Origin of the sequence: Pontibaca salina, from assembly GCF_016307205.1 — a bacterium.
GTDB lineage: Bacteria > Pseudomonadota > Alphaproteobacteria > Rhodobacterales > Rhodobacteraceae > Pontibaca > Pontibaca salina.
The window spans coordinates 166513-184632 of the sequence record NZ_JAEIJD010000006.1 but is presented as its reverse complement, the minus strand read 5'-3'; the positions used below and the strand labels follow the sequence as shown (position 1 = coordinate 184632).

14 protein-coding genes and 1 tRNA gene are annotated in these 18120 nt (G+C 60.2%); 5 read left to right on the top strand and 10 right to left on the bottom strand.

Going from position 1 to position 18120, the window contains the following annotated elements:
* Window positions 1–236: 236 nt before the first annotated feature.
* Window positions 237–2372: a polyribonucleotide nucleotidyltransferase gene (gene pnp, locus JAO82_RS09485; protein ID WP_198686131.1), complete on the top strand. Its 2136-nt coding sequence runs from the start codon at window positions 237–239 to the stop codon at window positions 2370–2372.
* Window positions 2373–2479: 107 nt separating this feature from the next.
* Here pnp and JAO82_RS09480 read toward each other — a convergent pair whose 3' ends face one another.
* Window positions 2480–3127 carry a peroxiredoxin gene (locus JAO82_RS09480; protein ID WP_198686130.1) on the bottom strand — a complete coding sequence of 216 codons (648 nt, stop codon included), beginning with the start codon at window positions 3125–3127 and terminating at the stop codon, window positions 2480–2482.
* 170 nt (window positions 3128–3297) lie between these two features.
* On the opposite strand from JAO82_RS09480, the gene JAO82_RS09475 reads away from it, so the two are divergent.
* Window positions 3298–4737: an aldehyde dehydrogenase family protein gene (locus tag JAO82_RS09475; protein ID WP_198686129.1), complete on the top strand. Its 1440-nt coding sequence runs from the start codon at window positions 3298–3300 to the stop codon at window positions 4735–4737.
* 30 nt (window positions 4738–4767) lie between these two features.
* Here JAO82_RS09475 and JAO82_RS09470 read toward each other — a convergent pair whose 3' ends face one another.
* Genes JAO82_RS09470 through JAO82_RS09450 form a run of 5 tightly spaced genes read right to left on the bottom strand, consistent with a single transcriptional unit; the run spans window position 4768 to window position 11875 of the window.
* The gene (locus JAO82_RS09470) at window positions 4768–5421 is read right to left on the bottom strand and encodes an RluA family pseudouridine synthase (RefSeq protein WP_198686128.1); all 654 of its coding nucleotides are present in this window, start codon (window positions 5419–5421) and stop codon (window positions 4768–4770) included.
* A 36-nt stretch (window positions 5422–5457) separates the two neighbouring features.
* On the bottom strand, window positions 5458–7896 hold the full coding sequence (locus JAO82_RS09465) for a GcvT family protein (RefSeq protein WP_198686127.1): 2439 nt from the start codon (window positions 7894–7896) through the stop codon (window positions 5458–5460).
* A 19-nt stretch (window positions 7897–7915) separates the two neighbouring features.
* Window positions 7916–8809: a homocysteine S-methyltransferase family protein gene (locus JAO82_RS09460; RefSeq protein ID WP_198686126.1), complete on the bottom strand. Its 894-nt coding sequence runs from the start codon at window positions 8807–8809 to the stop codon at window positions 7916–7918.
* Window positions 8806–11253, bottom strand: coding sequence for a GcvT family protein (locus tag JAO82_RS09455; protein ID WP_198686125.1), 2448 nt, complete (start codon window positions 11251–11253; stop codon window positions 8806–8808). The genes JAO82_RS09460 and JAO82_RS09455 overlap by 4 nt, the downstream gene beginning before the upstream one ends.
* 49 nt (window positions 11254–11302) lie before the next feature.
* Window positions 11303–11875: a helix-turn-helix domain-containing protein gene (locus JAO82_RS09450; RefSeq protein ID WP_198686124.1), complete on the bottom strand. Its 573-nt coding sequence runs from the start codon at window positions 11873–11875 to the stop codon at window positions 11303–11305.
* 475 nt (window positions 11876–12350) lie between these two features.
* Here JAO82_RS09450 and JAO82_RS09445 point away from each other — a divergent pair.
* A tRNA-Ser gene (locus JAO82_RS09445) sits at window positions 12351–12440 on the top strand.
* Between the two features lie 44 nt (window positions 12441–12484).
* Here JAO82_RS09445 and JAO82_RS09440 read toward each other — a convergent pair.
* The 3 genes from JAO82_RS09440 to JAO82_RS09430 form a co-directional block, all read right to left on the bottom strand.
* Window positions 12485–12808 carry a hypothetical protein gene (locus JAO82_RS09440; RefSeq protein WP_198686123.1) on the bottom strand — a complete coding sequence of 108 codons (324 nt, stop codon included), beginning with the start codon at window positions 12806–12808 and terminating at the stop codon, window positions 12485–12487.
* Window positions 12809–13228: 420 nt separating this feature from the next.
* The gene (locus tag JAO82_RS09435; protein WP_198686122.1) at window positions 13229–13978 is read right to left on the bottom strand and encodes a Bax inhibitor-1/YccA family protein; all 750 of its coding nucleotides are present in this window, start codon (window positions 13976–13978) and stop codon (window positions 13229–13231) included.
* 200 nt (window positions 13979–14178) lie between these two features.
* Window positions 14179–15138 carry an NADPH:quinone oxidoreductase family protein gene (locus JAO82_RS09430; protein ID WP_198686121.1) on the bottom strand — a complete coding sequence of 320 codons (960 nt, stop codon included), beginning with the start codon at window positions 15136–15138 and terminating at the stop codon, window positions 14179–14181.
* 323 nt (window positions 15139–15461) lie between these two features.
* Here JAO82_RS09430 and JAO82_RS09425 point away from each other — a divergent pair, with 323 nt between their 5' ends.
* The gene (locus JAO82_RS09425) at window positions 15462–15842 is read left to right on the top strand and encodes a helix-turn-helix domain-containing protein (protein ID WP_198686120.1); all 381 of its coding nucleotides are present in this window, start codon (window positions 15462–15464) and stop codon (window positions 15840–15842) included.
* A gap of 74 nt (window positions 15843–15916) precedes the next feature.
* Window positions 15917–16711, top strand: coding sequence for a histidinol-phosphatase (gene hisN / locus JAO82_RS09420; RefSeq protein WP_198686119.1), 795 nt, complete (start codon window positions 15917–15919; stop codon window positions 16709–16711).
* Here hisN and guaD read toward each other — a convergent pair.
* Window positions 16698–17996, bottom strand: a complete 1299-nt coding sequence (guaD, locus tag JAO82_RS09415) for a guanine deaminase (RefSeq protein ID WP_198686166.1) — start codon at window positions 17994–17996, stop codon at window positions 16698–16700. The genes hisN and guaD overlap by 14 nt on opposite strands.
* Window positions 17997–18120 lie beyond the last annotated feature (124 nt).

Genomic DNA, 18120 nt, shown 5'->3' with positions numbered 1-18120 from the left:
AGACACCGAAACCGCGCCCACCCGGCGCGGTTTTTGCTTTCCTCTCCCCTGCTCGCCCATCACTGGCAATGTGATGCTTGACCGTCCGCAAGCGCTTTCCATCACGGTCAATCTGCGGTATGTCGACGCAATCTGAAATCCGGCGCCCGGACCCCAGCGCTTGACAAAGAAGATACCGGGGTCAGGGGGAATTCGCCCCCTAAGCAATGGCCGAATGGCCGATTTAGGAAACGTAGATGTTCAACGTAACGACGAAATCGATGCAATGGGGCGAAGAAACGCTCACATTGGAAACGGGCAAGGTTGCCCGTCAGGCAGATGGCTCGGTCATTGCCACGCTGGGTGAAACCTCGGTCATGGCCAACGTGACTTTTGCCCGCGAACAAAAACCCGGTCAGGATTTCTTTCCGCTGACCGTACATTATCAAGAAAAATATTACTCAGCGGGCAAGGTGCCCGGCGGCTTCTTCAAGCGCGAGGCACGCCCCACCGAAAAGGAAACGCTGACCGCCCGATTGATTGACCGGCCGATTCGTCCGCTGTTCGTGCCCGGTTTCAAAAACGAAGTTCTGGTGATGTGCACCGTGCTGTCCCATGATCTGGTCAATGACCCCGACATGGTGGCAATGATTGCTGCCTCGGCGGCGCTGACAATCTCGGGCGTGCCCTTCATGGGGCCGATTGCCAACTGCCGGGTCGGATTCTCGGATGGCGAATATGTCTTGAATCCTACCGTCGACGACATGCAAGACCTGCGCCTGAACCCGGAACAGCGTCTTGATCTGGTGGTCGCGGGCACCAAAGACGCCGTGATGATGGTCGAGTCCGAGGCTTATGAGCTGACCGAAGCCGAAATGCTGGGCGCGGTTAAATTCGCGCATGAGCAGATCCAGCCGGTGATCGACCTGATCATCTCGCTGGCCGAGGAAACCGCAAAGGAGCCGTTCGATTTCCAGCCCGCCGATTACTCGGCGCTGTATGACGCGGTGAAAGCGGCTGGCGAAGACAAGATGCGCGCCGCTTTCGCGATCACTGACAAGCAGGAGCGCACCGCCGCCGTTGCCGCTGCCCGCGAAGCGATCAAGGAAGCGCTGAGCGAGGGGCAGCTTGAGGACGAAAACCTCGGCTCGGCGTTGAAACAGCTGGAAGCATCGGTTCTGCGCGGCGATGTGGTCAAAACCGGCAAGCGGATCGACGGACGCCGCAGCGACGAAATTCGCCCAATTGTCTGCGAAACCGGCCTGCTGCCGCGTACCCACGGGTCGGCGCTGTTCACCCGTGGTGAAACACAGGGGCTGGTCGTGACCACGCTGGGCACCGGCGATGATGAACAGTTCATCGACGCGCTGCATGGCAATTTCAAATCGAACTTCATGCTGCATTACAACTTCCCCCCCTATTCGGTGGGCGAGGTTGGCCGCGTGTCCGGCCCCGGTCGGCGTGAGATCGGACACGGGAAACTGGCTTGGCGCGCGCTGCAGGCGGTTCTGCCTGCTGCCACCGATTTCCCCTATACCATCCGTCTGGTTGCCGAAATCACCGAAAGCAATGGCTCGTCCTCAATGGCGTCGGTCTGCGGTGGCTCGCTCGCGATGATGGATGCCGGTGTGCCGCTGAAAAGTGCCGTGGCTGGCGTGGCCATGGGCCTGATCCTTGAAGAGGACGGCTCTTACGCCATCCTGTCCGATATTCTGGGCGACGAGGATCACCTCGGCGACATGGATTTCAAGGTGGCCGGTACCGAAAACGGGATCACCAGCCTGCAAATGGACATCAAGGTGGCCGGTATCACCTCCGATATCATGGAAAAGGCGCTGGCTCAGGCGAAAGACGGCCGGCTGCATATCCTGAGCGAGATGGGCAAGGCGATCACCGGCGCGGGCGAGTTCAGCGTTCACGCGCCGCGCATCGAAACCATGCAGATTCCAACCGACAAGATCCGCGAAGTCATCGGATCGGGCGGCAAGGTGATCCGCGAGATCGTCGAGACCTCGGGTGCCAAGGTGGACATCAACGACGAGGGCACAATCAAGATCGCCTCGCCCAATGCTGATGCGATCCAGAAGGCCTATGACATGATCCACTCGATCGTGGCCGAGCCCGAAGCCGGCAAGGTCTATACCGGAACAGTGGTGAAAATCGTTGATTTTGGCGCCTTCGTGAACTTCTTCGGCAAGCGCGACGGGCTGGTCCATGTGTCCCAGATCGAAAACCGCCGCCTGAACCACCCGTCGGATGTTCTGAAAGAGGGTCAGGAGGTCAAAGTCAAACTGCTGGGCTTTGACGACCGCGGCAAGGTCCGCCTGTCGATGAAGATGGTCGATCAAGAGACCGGCGAGGAGATCCGCAAGGACGAAACCGCCGAAAACTGAACTCAACAACGCGCCCGGCCCGGCTCCGGGCGCGTCTTCGTAAGCTGATATGGCGCTTACCGTATAGCTGAGCGACAGGGGCACCTAAGGCGCCCCTGTGTTAATAATTAAAGCTTCGTTTTGCGCAGATAGGGCAGGACGGATTCGAACTCGCCATATTTCTTCTTGGCGTCCTCGTCACTGACGGATGGTGGGATAACGACGTCCTCACCGACCTGCCAGTTCGCCGGGGTGGCCACGTTCTCTTTCGCGGCGGTCTGCAAGGCGTCAAGCGCGCGCAGAATTTCGGCAAAGTTACGGCCCACATTCATCGGATAGGTCATCGACAGCTTGAGCTTCTTGTCCGGCCCAATGATGAACACGGCGCGGACAGTGGCGCTGTCATTGGCGGTGCGGCCATCGGGCAGATAGGCATCGGCGGGAAGCATGTCAAACATCTTGGAAACTTCCAGCCCTTCATCGGCGATGATCGGGAAATTGGCCGGTGCGCCTGCGACCTTTTCGATATCGCCCTTCCATTCCTTATGCTCCTTGACGCCGTCCACGCTGATCCCGATTACCTTGGTGCCGCGCTTGGCCCATTCGTCTTCCATCTGTGCAGTGGCGCCGAATTCGGTGGTGCAGATCGGTGTAAAATCCTTGGGGTGGGAAAACAGGATCGCCCAGTTGTCACCGATCCAGTCGTGAAACTGAATCTGACCGTGATCAGTCTCGGCCGTGAAATTCGGAACCGTGTCGTTGATACGCAAGCTCATGGCGCTCTCCTTTAATGAGTGGTTTTTATATGGTCTACTCGTGACGAACCCATACTTAATCATTCCTAGCGCGGCTTACATCCCCTCCCTTGCCCCTGACCCGCGCCGGTGACAAAGTGCCGCCGAATCCCGGTCCCGCACCGGGCCAATGCAATAGCGGAGACATCGCGATGATCGAGAAACGTCAGTTCTATATCAACGGAAAATGGGTTGACCCGGCGCTGCCCAACGATTTTCAGGTCATCGACCCGTCGACCGAAGCCCCCTGCGCGGTCATTTCGCTGGGCGGCAAGGAAGATACCGATGCCGCGGTTGCCGCCGCGCGGGCCGCCCTGCCCGGCTGGATGGCCACGCCCGCTGCGGAACGGATCGCGCTGGTCGAAAACCTGATTGAGGTTTACCAAACGCGCTACGAAGATTTGGCGCGCGCGATCAGCATGGAAATGGGCGCACCCATCGATATGGCGCGCGCACAGCAGGTCACCGCCGGCGTTAATCATCTCGGAAACTTTCTGCGTGCCGCCAAGACATTCGAGTTCGAGCAACCGCTGGGCGACCATGCTCCTAACAGCCGCATCATTCACGAGGCGGTTGGCGTTGCGGCGCTGATCACGCCCTGGAACTGGCCGATGAACCAGATCACGCTCAAGGTCGGCGCAGCGGCAATTGCTGGGTGCACGATGGTGCTGAAACCGTCTGAGCAAAGCCCGCTGAATGCCATCATCTTTGCCGAAATTATGGACGAAACCGGTTTTCCGTCCGGCGTGTTCAATCTGGTAAACGGCGATGGTGCGGGTGTGGGCAGCCAGCTTTCGGCCGATCCCGATGTGGACATGATCAGCTTTACCGGCTCGACCCGTGCCGGCACAGCGATTTCCAAAAACGCCGCCGAAACGCTGAAAAAAGTGCATCTCGAATTGGGCGGCAAGGGCGCCAACGTGATCTTTGCCGATGCTGACGACAAGGCCGTGAAACGCGGCGTGATGCACATGATGAACAATACCGGCCAATCCTGTAATGCCCCTTCCCGCATGCTGGTCCAGCGCGAGATCTATGATCAGGCCGTCGACACCGCCGCACAGGTGGCCCAAGCGGTCGAAATCGGCACCGCCCATGACGAAGGACGCCATATCGGCCCGGTCGTGAACGAGGTCCAATGGAACAAGATTCAGAATCTGATTCAGAAAGGCATCGACGAAGGCGCACGCCTTGTCACCGGTGGCACCGGTCGTCCGGAAGGGTACAACAAGGGGTATTTCGTCAGGCCGACCGTCTTCGCCGATGTGACCAATGACATGACCATCGCGCGGGAGGAGATTTTCGGGCCGGTGCTGTCGATCATCCCCTTTGAGACCGAGCAGCAGGCCATCGAGATTTCCAATGACACGCCCTATGGTCTGACCAACTACGTTCAGACTCAGGATGCGGCCCGCGCCAACCGCATGGCGCGTGCCCTGCGGTCGGGGATGATTGAGATGAACGGTCAGAGCCGTGGGGCCGGAGCGCCCTTTGGCGGAATGAAACAATCGGGCAATGGTCGTGAAGGCGGCCTGTGGGGGATCTTGGATTTTCTCGAGGTCAAAGCCGTCAGCGGCTGGACATCGGAATAGGCGAAACAGAGGTCTCGCCGCGACCCGGTTTCAGAACTCGCTGTCGGCGCGGAATGTCATTTCGGCGCCGGTGCCGGGGCAGCGCAGGCTCAGTTCTTCGGAATGCAGCATCAGGCGCGGATGCGCCGCCGCCGCTGTGCCGGCATAGAGCGGGTCCCCCAGCACCGGATGGCCCAGCACCTGCATATGCACCCGTAGCTGATGGCTGCGCCCGGTATGCGGAATCAAACGCACCTGGGTCGTGTCGCCCTCGTGGCGCAGCACATGCCAATCAGTCTGCGCGCTGCGGCCCCGGTCGTGGCAAACCATCTGGCGCGGGCGGTTTTCCCAATCTGCGGTCAGCGGCAAATCGACGGTGCCGCTTTCCGGCGTTAACTGCCCTGTCAGATGTGCCAGATAGGATTTCTTCGCGTGCCGGCGCTCGAACTGGAGGCTGAGATGGCGCTGCGCATGGCGCGTCAGGGCAAAGACGATCACGCCGGATGTGTCCCGGTCCAACCGATGCACCAGCAATATTTCCGGGTACATTTCGCGCAGCCGCTCGATCAGGCAGTCGCGCAAGGCTGGGCCCTTGCCGGGCACAGTCAGCAAGCCCGACGGCTTGTTCACCGCGATCAAGTGCGCATCCTCGTGCAGGATGTGAAGCGGCGTGTCAGGTGGCGCGTATTCATAACCCGGTTGCATTGCGCCTGCCTAATGTTCCGCTACAACAAGGGCAAGTCAGGCCCGCATGCGCTCGGATTTCGGGTCATAAAACGGCGCCAGCGACGCCTCTGCCCCCACGCGCGTACCCGCGACGTCAATTTCGTAGGTCGAGCCAAGCAGATCGGCCGCTCTTTCGCCCGAACAGGGCACATAGCCCATGCCCAGCGCCGTCCCGATGTGATGCCCGTAGGCACCGGATGTCAGATGGCCGACAATCTGTCCGTCACGCAGGATCGGTTCGTTGTGGTAGAGCAGCGGCTCGGGGTCGCGCAGACGGAACTGCACCAGCCGACGGTCAAGTCCTGCCTCGCGTTTTTGCAGCACCGCCTCGCGACCGATAAATGCAGGCTTGCCAGTCTCGACCGCAAAGCCCAGCCCGGCCTCAAGCACATGATCTTCGCAGGTGATGTCATGGCCGAAATGGCGGAACCCCTTTTCCATCCGGGCGCAATCCATCATGTGCAGCCCAGCCAGTTTCAAATCAAGTTCCTGCCCCGCCTGCCAGAGCGTTTCAAATATATGGACGGCCATGTCGGCACTGACATAGATTTCCCAGCCGAGTTCGCCCACATAGGAGATGCGGTGCGCCCGCGCGAGGCCAAGGCCGAGTTCGATCTGTTGCGCCGTTCCGAAGGGGAAGGCGCTGTTCGAGAAGTCATTTGGTGAGACCGCCTGCATCAATTCGCGTGCTTTTGGCCCCATCACCGCCAGCACGCCCTCGCCCGCTGTCACATCGGTGATGATCGCGCGCCGCTCACCCAGATGGCGGCGAAGCCAGATCTCGTCGGCCAGCCGTGTGGCCGCGGGTGTCACCACCAGATAGGCGGTTTCGGACAAGCGGGTCACGGTTACATCCGCCTCGATCCCGCCGCGCGGGTTCAGAAACTGGGTATAGACGATCCGGCCTTCTGGCACCGCCATGTTGGCACCGCAGACATGATTCAGGAAATCCTCGGCCTCCGGTCCCTCGACGCGCAGCTTGCCGAAAGACGACATGTCATAGATGACGACGCCGGTGCGCAGGGCTGCCAGTTCTTCGGCCACATTGGCAAAAAAATTCTGGCGCTTCCAGCTATAGCGATACTCGCGTTCTCGCCCCTCGCGCGCGAACCAGTTGGCGCGCTCCCATCCGGCCAATTCGCCAAATACCGCGCCGCGCGCGGCCAGTAGCGCGTGGAAGGGACTGCGCCTGATGCCGCGTGCGCTGGTTTTCTGCCGAAAGGGAAAGTGATCGGCATAGAGCAGCCCCAGGGTTTCGCTGGCGCGTTCGCGCAGATAGCGACGGTTGCCCTGAAACGGCTGCATTCTAGAAATGTCCACATCACCCAGATCAAATGGCTTTTCGCCGTCCTCCATCCATTGCGCCAGTGCCATGCCCGCGCCCCCGGCCGATTGGATCCCGACCGAATTGAACCCGGCGGCGACCCATAGATTGTCGGCTTCGGGCGCGAGGCCGAGGTGATAGGCATTGTCCGGCGTAAAACTTTCGGGTCCGTTAAAGAAGGTGTGGATCCCCGCCTGCCCCAGCATCGGCATCCGGTTCACTGCCATCTCAAGAATCGGTTCGAAATGGTCGAAATCCGGCGGTAATTCGTCGAACTCGAATTCCGCCGGGATCGGCCCCCATGGCTTGGCCAAAGGCTCGAACGCGCCAAGCATCAGCTTGCCCGCATCCTCCTTGTAATAGGCGCATTCGTCCGGGACCCGCAGCACTGGCAGCGGACCCAGCCCGGCAATCGGTTCGCTGACGATATAGAAATGCTCGCAGGCCTGAAGCGGAATGTTGACGCCAGCCATGCGGCCCAGCTCGTGGCCCCACATCCCCGCGCAATTCACCACTGCGTCACAGGCGATATGGCCACCCCCTTCGCGCCCCTGCCAATCAACCCCGCTGATGCGCCGCCCGTCGCGGGTCAGGCCGGTGACGCTGGTGTGCTCGGCAATCAGCGCCCCCCGCTGGCGGGCACCTCTGGCCAGCGCCAACGTGATGTTGCCGGGGTCGCCCTGCCCGTCCTTGGGCAGCCAGACCCCGCCGCGCACGCCGTCAATGTTCAGATGCGGATAGCGCCCAGCAATGTCGTCCGGCGCGATCTCTTCGACCTCAACGCCGAAGGCCCGCGCCATCGCCGCCTGCCGGCGCAGTTCTTCCAGCCGCTCGCCGCTCAGCGCGGCGGTGATCGAACCGACCCGACGGAATCCGGTGGCAATCCCGGTTTCCGCCTCAAGTTCGCCGTAAAGTTCCTGACTGTATTTCGCCAGCCGCGTCATGTTGGCGGTGGCGCGCAGTTGCGCGATCAACCCGGCAGCGTGCCATGTGGTGCCGCTGGTCAATTGCTTGCGTTCCAGCAGCACCACGTCACGCCATCCTAGCCGGGTCAGGTGATAGGCGACCGAACAGCCGACGATGCCACCGCCGATAATGACCACGCGGGCCGTTTGGGGAAGATCGGGCATGATGCTGTCCTTTCCGGCCTCAGACGATGCGATGATCGGCGGCGCGCAGGCGTCGGGCCAGTTCCGCAATATGGGCGGGGCCGACCTCGCAGCAACCACCGACGATGGTAGCGCCCTGCTCTACCCAGTCCATCGCGAAATCGGCATAGGCTGCTGGCGTCAGATCCTGCCGCTGTTCAAGCGCGTCGACCGTCGGCGCGTCCTGCAGGAACGCCTGTGTGATATGCGTAAAGCCGTTGGCATAGGCGCCGAAGGGGCGGCCAAGTGGCTTCAGATGATCCAGCCCCTGAGTAATGGCCTCGGGGCGCGAGCAGTTCAGCAGCACCGCTTCGGGGCGAAACCGGTCGATCAGCGGCGCGATCTCGGCCAAAGGCTCGCCCGAGCGCAGGCGGGTGCCGTCGTCATCCTGCACCGTCAGCGCCGGCCAGACTGGTTTGCCGCAATCTTGGGTGCCACGCAAAGCGCCTTCGGCCTCTTGCAACGAGGACAGGGTTTCAATCAGGAACAGATCGACGTGCGGGGTCATCAGTTGCACAAGTTCACGAAATTTCAGCGCGGCGTCGTCCGGATCAGGCGTCAGATCCGGACGGTAGGATGCATATAGCGGACCAAGTGCGCCGGCGATGCGCCCGCCATGTTTACTGCGCGCCATTTCAGCCTGCGTGACGGCAATGTCGATCAACGCCGGCAGGTCATCCTCAAGCCCGGCCCGCTCCAGCCGCGAGCGGTGCAGCGCATAGGTATTGGTGGTGGCCACAGTTGCACCCGCGGCAAAATAATCCGAATGCACTTCACCGACCATATCCGGCTGATCCATCATGACCCGTGTGGACCAGAGCGGCGTTGCCGGATCGCCTGCCCGCTTGACCAGTTCCTGTCCGATGCCGCCATCAAGAAGAATGATATCGCTCATGCGCGCAGCCTTTCGTTATCTGCATCCCACAGCGGCTGATCAGGCTGGACGATGGCGCGGCAGCGATCGCCGTAGATTTCGATCTCGACCTCGGTGCCCGGTAGCGCAAGATCGCTGCGGATCATGCCCAGCGCGATTGAAGCATTGACACGGTAGCCCCACGCGCCGGAATTGGTTTCTCCGACGATCTCGCCTTCATGCCAGATCGTCGACATCGAGGGCGCATCCGCTGTATCGGCATCGACGATCAATGTCACGAACTGCTTGGGGCTGCCCTGCTGTTTCTCGTGCAGCAATGCCGCCTTGCCGGGGAAATCCTGCGGCTTGTCCAATTTGATGAAACGATCCAGCCCACCCTCAAGCAAGGTGTAATCGCTGGTCAGATCACCCTTCCACGCGCGATAGCCCTTTTCGAGGCGCAGAGAATTCAGCGCATACATGCCAAAGGGTTTTACCCCCGCATCAAGCAACGCATCCCAGATTGTCCCGGCGCTATCGGGCGCACAATGGATCTCCCAGCCCAGTTCGCCAGCAAAAGAGACGCGGATCAGCGCGCAATCCTCGCCCGCAACCTTGCCCGTCATGCTGACCGATAGCCAAGGCGCCATCAGGTCGTGGCCTTCGGTCAGCGGCTCGAGGATCTCGCGCGTCTTGGGTCCGGTTACAAGCAGACATTCCACCGCGTCGGAATGATCGCTGACGGTGATCCCCTTTGGGGCCTGCCGCCGCAACAATTCGCCGTCATGCCATTGCGCGGCGGCGGCCGTGATGAGGCCGACCTCGTCCGAACCATGCACCATAACTGAACACTCGGTAAGGATACGGCCGCGATGGTCGGGGAAATAGGCCAGCCCGATGCGCCCCGGTTCCGGTAGACGCGACGCGGTCAGCCCGTCGACGAAATCGCGCGCCCCCGGCCCCTCGACCTTGAGCCGGGTAAAACCGCTGATCGCAATTACGCCGACGCCATCGCGCACCACATGGCATTCCTCGCGAATGCGTTTTTCCCACGGGCCTGAGCGGTCCCAGGTCTGGGTTGCCGCCTCGGACGTATCGTCGCCTTGCTGCGCAAACCAGTTGGCCCGCTCCCAGCCGTTATAGGGTCCGAATTGCGCGCCCGCTGCCTTCAACCGATCGTGCAGGGACGACAACCGCCGGTTCCGCCCGGCGGGCCATTCGTGCCAGGGAAAATGCATGGCGTATTCGTGGCCATAGGTCTCCATCCCCTTGGCGATACAATAATCATTGTCGGCATAGGCAGTATAGCGCCGCGGATCACAGGCCCACATGTCCCACTCGGTCGCGCCCTCAACGATCCATTCGGCCAGCACCTTTCCCGCCCCACCCGCCTGTGCAATGCCAAAGGTAAACACGCAAGCCTCGAACGCATTGGGCACCCCCGGTATTGGCCCGATCAGTGGCAGACCGTCGGGCGCATAGGGGATCGGGCCATTGATGACCTTATTGACGCCGACGCTGCCCAGCAGCGGCACCCGCGCCATGGCGTCTTCGATATACCATTCCAGCCGTTCCAGATCGTCAGGGTAAAGCTGGAAGCTGAAATCCTCGGGCATGGGGTCGTCAGGTGAGACCCAATGGGCCTTGCAGTTGCGCTCATAAGGACCAAGGTTCAGCCCGGTCTTTTCCTGCCGCAGGTAATAAGAGCTGTCCACATCCCGCAGCAGCGGCAGCTTGCCGTGGTCACGCGTCCAGTCGGCGATCTCGGGGATCTCGTCGGTTAGCATGTATTGATGGCTCATCACCATCATCGGCACCGTGCGCCCGCCGAAGGGCTTGAACCATTCGCCCACCCGCTGTGCGTAATAGCCAGCGGCGTTGACCACATATTCGCAGCGGATATCACCCTTGGCCGTGTGGACGATCCATTCGCCATCCTTACGGCTGATTCCGGTCGCGGGGCGAAACCGCTCGATGCGGCAGCCCAGATCGCGCGCGCCCTTGGCCAGCGCCTGAGTCAGCTGCGCCGGATCGATATCGCCATCATGGGGATCGTAGAGCACCCCCGCCAGATCGTGGATCGCGAGAAACGGATACAGCGCCTGCGCCTCTCTCGGGCTCAGAATTTCCATATCCATACCCTGATAGCGGCCCATGCCGCGCGCGCGCTGGAACTCTTGCACGCGTTCGGGTGAATGCCCAAGGCGCAGCGAGCCGGTGACGTGATAGTTCATCGGGTATTCCACCGCGTCGCCCAGACGGCGATAGAGTTCGGTTGAATAGCGCTGCATGTGCATCACCGACCACGCGGTCGAGAACGTCGGCACATTGCCCGCCGCGTGCCAGGTGCTGCCTGCGGTCAGCTCGTTTTTTTCCAGCAGCACGCAATCGGACCACCCTGCCAAAGCCAGATGATACAAGGCCGAGGCCCCGACGGCACCGCCACCGATAACCACAACCCGCGCGGTCTCTGTCAATTCACTCATCGCTTTCTCCTCCCGACTGCGCCGAGTTCAAAAATCGCCCGGTGCGGCATCAATAGATCGGCGGGGCGATGATCCAGATCACCACAGCCGGCTGGTCATAAGGGTTGCTCCACTGGAACGTCTCGCCGCGAATACGGAAACTGTCGCCCGGATGGATCGTGAAGCACCGCTCGGCGATGGTCAGATCCAGACACCCGCTCACCAAATAGCCGACTTCCTGTGTTGGGCGGCTGATTGGCTGCGGCAGGCGGCTATTCGGCGCAAACGTAGAATGAACCACCTCAATACTGTCGGTGAGATCGGGGGACAGCAATTCTTCGCCAAGCCCGGGGATGCGTTTGCCAATCGGACGGCGTCCGTTCTGACGCACGATAAAACCCGCCTCTCGCTCAGGTGCGCGGCTCTGTGTCGCCAACATGGACGGCGGCACATCCAGCGCCGCCGCAATTTCACGCAGATCTTCAAGCGACGGCCCCGACAGATCGCGTTCAACCTGGCTGAGCCAGCCCAGCGACCGCCCCAGCCGCTGTGCCAATTGCGCCAGCGTCAGACCACGCGTCTTGCGCAGCGCGCGCAGATCAGCGCCAAGACTACAAGGTTGACTGGAAAACGGGCGGTGCATCTGCTTCGTCGTGAAATAAATAGGAATATTTTCACGATGCAATGCAGTGCCGATTCGAGCAAGCTCAAGTTTGTTTGCGCCCGGAAGCGCAACTTGTTTCTTCCCGGATCATTACATTTCCTTACGGCAACCTGCGATCTTCAGGGCCAGAGCGGTTCTGAAAGAGGTTCGGGATCGGATATCATGCTCGGCCCGACTGTACGGCCACATCAGGGCCTGGGCGATGGTGGCGCTAAGACTGCCCATTGAAATGGTCCGCCCGAATATTTAGCAACTGTATCTCTCGGGCACTCCGACCACCCCAGTTTCTCACGTGTTTAGACAAAGTGTTCCCGATTACGACGGGTTTCCGAGCGGCGGCTATGGTGATTGCCTCGTATAGCTTTCTACGTCAAGGAAACCCTAGTGCGATTATTCCAAGGTACCCCCTTGTCACGCGGCTTGATCCCGATTAAGTGGTCCCACCAGACCCCGCGGAGAGGTGCCGGAGCGGTCGAACGGGGCGGTCTCGAAAACCGTTGAGGGTGCAAGCCTTCCCAGGGTTCGAATCCCTGTCTCTCCGCCAAAGGCCTATGCCAAACTATTGTTTTCAAACGACCGCAAGAAAACCTATCCCCGATATATCCCCCACCATGTCCCGGTCCGTCTCGGAAGGCGCTGGAACATGGCGGTACCGCGATAAGTTTGCGGAAGTGATGGCTGCTCCTGTCCACCGCCCTGAACAAACGATCGTCCGCTTTCGGAAACCGGAAACTGGAACAGCGACTCCGGTGACAGCTCTTGCAGGGAGGGATGCGCTGCGGGTCCCTCGCCGCGCCAGTAAATGATCGCGCAGCGCCGATCGCCTGCAGTGCAGAGGAACCATTGGCGGCGACTACCAAGATTGGTGCGGGTCGAGGTCGTGACGATCCGCTCGCCGTCAAAGTCGATCACCTATAGGAGCGTACCGACCACTCTTGCCGCTTTGCGAATGTCGATCTGTGCGGTGAGGCCACAAATCATATTCAAAACCGGCCCTTGGCCAAACTCATTCACAGCATGGCCTCAAGATTCTGAACTCAAGAACTCGCCGAGTAAATCGGTGATCCTCTGAGCATGCCGCATTTGGCTGCCTGTTCTTCGCGAGTGAGCCCGCGCTCGGCCAGCTGCGCGAGGCAAAAAGGATGCGGCTTACCCATCTTTGACCCCCATATCTGACTCCGCAGAAGAAAATCACAGACAGAGCGCCTTGAAAATCCTGAAACCGATCAGGGCCGATATGCTCTAATGTGAGCATATCGCAGGATGGCGCAAAAAAACCCGCCAGAGCAAAGGCTTGACGGGTTTTGTATTTAGGCTTGCGTTTGGCCCGCTTTACTCTCGGTTTCCAAAGATGCTCAGCAGGAACATGAACATGTTGATGAAATCAAGGTAGAGGCTGAGCGCACCCATGATCGCTGCCTTGCCCAGCCATTCGGCGTCGCCGCTGTGCGCATGTTGCAGATAGGTCGTTTTAATCTTCTGGGTGTCATAGGCTGTCAGGCCCGCAAAGATCAGCACGCCGAGTACAGAGACCGCAAACATGATAGCGGGCGATTGCAGGAACAGATTGACCAGCATCGCCACGACCAGGCCAATCACGCCCATGATCAGGAAGGTTCCCATGCCGGACAGATCTTTTTTGGTGGTGTAGCCGAACAGCGACAGCCCCGCAAACGAGATTGAAGTCACCAGGAATACGTTAGCAATGGACAGGCCGGTAAAGGCAACAAAGATCCACGCCATCGACAGGCCCATGATCGCCGCGAATGCGTAGAAGAAAAGCTGCGCACCTGCTGCGGAAATGCGCTGTAGCGCCGAGTTGAACGCAAACACCATGATCAGTGGCGCGAACATGACGATCCAGCCGAGGATATTTGGCTGCAAGGTGGCAGGATCACGGAATATTGACAGCAGCGCGGGCGATGTGCCAACGGCCCAAGCGACCAAAAAGGTCAGCAGGGTGCCGACCGACATGGTCGCATAGACCTTATTCATGTGGGCGCGCAGCCCCTCGTCGATTACGGCACCGCGCGCGCCGGCCGCCGTGTGACCGGTGGTCCGGTGGGTGTCGAATTGAGCCATTTGCGTTCTCCTACAGGTATTTCTGTTGCCGACCGAGTGTCTTCCGCCAGCGTTGTGCTGAATATCGGAAAACCTGGCATCTAAATCAAGTATTCAGATCAGCTTATTCACGTTCATTTTGACTGAAACAATGATTTCCGCACTTGCCACTGCGTAGGATGGTGGTTGAACCCAACATCGACACTACCGCCGAGCGCCGATCAGGTCCGGATGACCACTTTTCCGGTCGAGGCCCGGCGGCGCAGCAGATCCAACCCTTTTTCAACACTCTCCAACGGCAGAATGTGGCTGATATGGGGCTTCAACCGGCCCTCTGCATACCAACCCAACAGGGTTTGCAGACTCTCGCGCACCACGTCAGGGCGGGTCTTGACCAGCCCGCCGATATAAAGCCCCAGCACCGACAAGTTCTTGACCAGCAAGTGATTGGCCGGAATTTGCGGCACCTCTCCGCTGGCGAAACCGATGGTCAACAACCGGCCTTCGGGGCGGCAGGCCCGGAATGCCGCCTTGAACACATCGCCGCCGACCGCGTCGTAGACCACATCAACCCCGCCCAGGTCCAGCAATTGCTCGCGCAAATCCCCGGAGTCCGCGTCAATCAGATGATCGGCCCCAGCGTTGCGGGCAGCCTCAAGCTTATCGGCCCCGCGCGCCTGTGCGATCACCCGCGCGCCCATCAGCTTACCGATTTCCACAGCGGTCAGGCCCACGCCCCCTGCAGCCCCGGTGACCAGCAGGGTCTCGCCGGATTGCAACCGGGCGCGATAATCCAGTGCCAGATGGCTGGTGCCATAGGCGATCTGGAATGCGGCGGCATCGTCGAAATTCATTGCACTCGGAAGATGAACTGCGCGAACGGAGTCAAATACTCCGTGCTCAGCCAGCCCGCCCTGCCCACCATAGATCATTACCCGGTCACCAACGGCGAACCCTTTGACCCCCTCGCCCACAGCAGTGACGACACCCGCCGGTTCCATTCCTAACGTAAACGGCGGTTGTGGCGTGTCTTGATAGGTGCCTTTGATCATCAGCAGATCGGCAAAGTTCAATCCACAGGCGCGAATATCCACCCGCAACTGACCCCGTTCCGGCGACGGAATTGGAACCTCGCAGAGTTGCGGTGCGGAGGCTGGCGCGGTGATGCGATAGGCTTGCATCGCGAAATCCTTTTTCTGGCGCTCGCTTATATGCTCTCAACTCTCGTCATTACATCAAATTGTCGCGATCTGCGATTCAACCGAGAGCGAAAAACCTGCATTATCGTCAACAGTGTAGCGTCTATACCGCACATACAACCGGAAGCAACATACAGCTTACGGGAAACAACTTTCTTGAACTAACCCTAGATAAACGCGATACTGGCCAGCGGTGAGTGAGGGTCGAGAGTGGGGACTCTAATCGGCCTGCCATACCTATGAAAAGCGCGATCACTGCGGTCGCGCGCAATGGTCCGCATTGGACGATAACAGAGGAACCTACGATGACCCATCCAGTAGATGTCCATGTCGGAAAGCGCATTCGCCATCGGCGCTGGCTGATTGGAATGACGCAGCAACAACTGGCCGAACAGGTCGGGATCAAATTTCAACAAATCCAGAAATACGAAACTGGCGCAAACCGTGTGAGCGCATCTCGTCTGTGGGATATCGCAGATACGCTGGATGTCCCTGTCAGCTTCTTCTTTGATGGGCTAAAAGAGGATGAAGAACGCCCCGCAAGTGCCGGGAAAAAAGGCACAATTCCCGCCGATTTGCTGGGAGACAAGGAAGCGCTGGATTTGGTGCGGTCCTACTACGCCATTCCCGAAAACCAGCGTCGTCGACTGTTTGATCTGGCGCGTGTGCTAAGCGACGTGGCCTGATTCCCGGTTCCCTCATCGCCCCTGCCCCGAAGCCCCAGCTTGCATCTCATGACACAAGCTGGCAATTCCGGCGCATGAATAATGTATTGTCCGATCTTGAAGTCGCCCACCTGCTGGCGGATGCAGCACGCAAGGCGATCTTGCCGCATTTTCGCTCCTCCGATCTGTCTGCCGATAACAAATGGACCAAAGGTTTCGACCCCGTGACTATCGCAGATCGCGCTGCGGAAACCGCGATGCGCGATCTGCTGGCACAACACCGTCCTGAGGATGGCGTCTGGGGCGAAGAGTTCGGACGGGTGGACGGTGCCAGCGGCCGACTATGGGTACTTGACCCGATCGACGGCACCCGCGCTTTTCTGAGTGGCACGCCGACATGGGGTGTGCTGATCGCGCTGTCGGATGATACCGGGCTGCTCTTGGGGGTCATCGACCAGCCCTATACTGGCGAGCGCTTCATCGGCGCTGGCGGGATGGCGGAACTGGTCGCTCGGCAGGAACGGCGGGCACTGAAAACCCGAGCGACGCAAACTCTGGATCATGCGATCTTGTTTTCAACTTATCCCGGCGTCGGCTCTGCTGACGAACGCGCAGGGTTTGAAAGAGTCAGCGAGACCGTGATGCTGACGCGGTTCGGCATGGATTGCTATGCCTATGCGTTGCTGGCCGCCGGGCATATCGACCTTGTGATCGAGGCGGGGCTGAATGCCTATGACATTCAGGCACCCATCGCGGTGATCGAGGCGGCGGGCGGTATCGTGACCGATTGGCGTGGCGGTCCTGCGCAACTCGGCGGTCGGGTGCTGGCAGCGGCGAACCCGACATTGCACAAGGCGGCATTGGAACTGCTGCGGGTTACGCCCGAATAAGCGCACGCTGTTTGCCGCCAATCCAAACATCAGCAATAGCGCGGTCGTCGCCCATCATAATCGTAGCGAACACCGCCTCCCAAATATCCCCGGCCCGATTGGCGCGTTGCGCGATGGCCGGGGTTGAGGCCAGATCCAGCACCACCAGATCCGCCTCGTTTCCGACCACCGCATTGCCGATCAGATGATCCAGATGCAGCGCGCGGGCCGAACCGACGGTGGCCAGCCACAGCAGCTGCGCCGGATGCAAGGCATGGCCGCGCAACTGCGCCACCTCGTAAGCCGCTGCCATAGTGCGCAGCATCGAGAACGACGATCCGCCACCGGTGTCGCTGGCCAGCCCGATGCGCTGACCTTGCGCGATCAGCCCCGTCATGTCGAACAGGCCCGAGCCGATGAAGCTGTTAGAGGTCGGGCAATGCGCCAACGCGGCGCCGGTCTCGGCCAGTCGGTCACGCTCGCGTGGTTCAAGATGGATGGAGTGGCCATAGACCGCCCGCGCGCCCAGCAGCCCGTGGGTTTCATATATGTCGAGATAATCCCGCGCATCCGGGTAAAGTTCGCGCACCCATGCGATTTCATCGACCTGTTCGCTCAGATGGGTCTGCATCAGGCAATCGGGATGTTCGCGCCACAGCGCCCCCAGCGCCGACAATTGCGCGGGGCTTGAGGTCGGCGCGAATCGTGGCGTGATCGCGTAGCCCAATCGGTCCACCCCGTGCCAGCGTGCAATAAGCGCCTTGCTGTCGTCATAGGCCGATTGCACATCGTCGCGCAGCCCCTCGGGCGCGTTACGATCCATACAGATCTTGCCCGCCACCACGCGCTGCCCACGGGCCTGAGCCGCCCCGAAAAACGCTTCGACGCTTGCGGGGTGGATGGTGCAATAGCTGCACATGGTGGTCACCCCATGCGCCACCGTCAGATCCAGATAGCGATTGGCGATTTCGCTGGCATAATCGGCATCACCAAACCGCATCTCCTCGGGAAAGGTATAGGTATTCAACCAGTCGATCAGCCGCTTGCCCCAACTGGCGATGATCGCGGTCTGCGGGTAATGCACATGGGCATCGACAAACCCGGCCATGATGACCCGCGCACCATGATCAACGACGCGCACGCCGGGGGCATCGGCCTTCAAGCGCTCCGCAGTCCCCACGGCAACGATATGTCCGTTCTGGATGCAGATCGCCTCGTCCAGCTGTGCCGCCGCAGTCGCCTCCCCGTCGAACGGACAGCCGTCAAAGGATAGCACCTGCCCTGTCAGGATCGTCTTTTCCGTCATGTCGCGCCTTTTCATCTGGTCCATACGCCAGACTACCGCCGGGGCTGGCCAAGGTAAATTGCGCTATTGCCATTGTTATTTTCCGCCGCCTTCCCCTATCTACGGAATGAACGGCGGAGAATTG

What these genes read in the sequence shown, in the direction of transcription:
- pnp (WP_198686131.1), top strand. Translation starts at nt 237, where the DNA reads ATGTTCAACGTAACGACGAAATCGATGCAATGGGGCGAAGAAACGCTC.
- JAO82_RS09480 (WP_198686130.1), bottom strand. Translation starts at nt 3,127, where the DNA reads ATGAGCTTGCGTATCAACGACACGGTTCCGAATTTCACGGCCGAGACT.
- JAO82_RS09475 (WP_198686129.1), top strand. Translation starts at nt 3,298, where the DNA reads ATGATCGAGAAACGTCAGTTCTATATCAACGGAAAATGGGTTGACCCG.
- JAO82_RS09470 (WP_198686128.1), bottom strand. Translation starts at nt 5,421, where the DNA reads ATGCAACCGGGTTATGAATACGCGCCACCTGACACGCCGCTTCACATC.
- JAO82_RS09465 (WP_198686127.1), bottom strand. Translation starts at nt 7,896, where the DNA reads ATGCCCGATCTTCCCCAAACGGCCCGCGTGGTCATTATCGGCGGTGGC.
- JAO82_RS09460 (WP_198686126.1), bottom strand. Translation starts at nt 8,809, where the DNA reads ATGAGCGATATCATTCTTCTTGATGGCGGCATCGGACAGGAACTGGTC.
- JAO82_RS09455 (WP_198686125.1), bottom strand. Translation starts at nt 11,253, where the DNA reads ATGAGTGAATTGACAGAGACCGCGCGGGTTGTGGTTATCGGTGGCGGT.
- JAO82_RS09450 (WP_198686124.1), bottom strand. Translation starts at nt 11,875, where the DNA reads ATGCACCGCCCGTTTTCCAGTCAACCTTGTAGTCTTGGCGCTGATCTG.
- JAO82_RS09435 (WP_198686122.1), bottom strand. Translation starts at nt 13,978, where the DNA reads ATGGCTCAATTCGACACCCACCGGACCACCGGTCACACGGCGGCCGGC.
- JAO82_RS09430 (WP_198686121.1), bottom strand. Translation starts at nt 15,138, where the DNA reads ATGCAAGCCTATCGCATCACCGCGCCAGCCTCCGCACCGCAACTCTGC.
- JAO82_RS09425 (WP_198686120.1), top strand. Translation starts at nt 15,462, where the DNA reads ATGACCCATCCAGTAGATGTCCATGTCGGAAAGCGCATTCGCCATCGG.
- hisN (WP_198686119.1), top strand. Translation starts at nt 15,917, where the DNA reads ATGAATAATGTATTGTCCGATCTTGAAGTCGCCCACCTGCTGGCGGAT.
- guaD (WP_198686166.1), bottom strand. Translation starts at nt 17,996, where the DNA reads ATGACGGAAAAGACGATCCTGACAGGGCAGGTGCTATCCTTTGACGGC.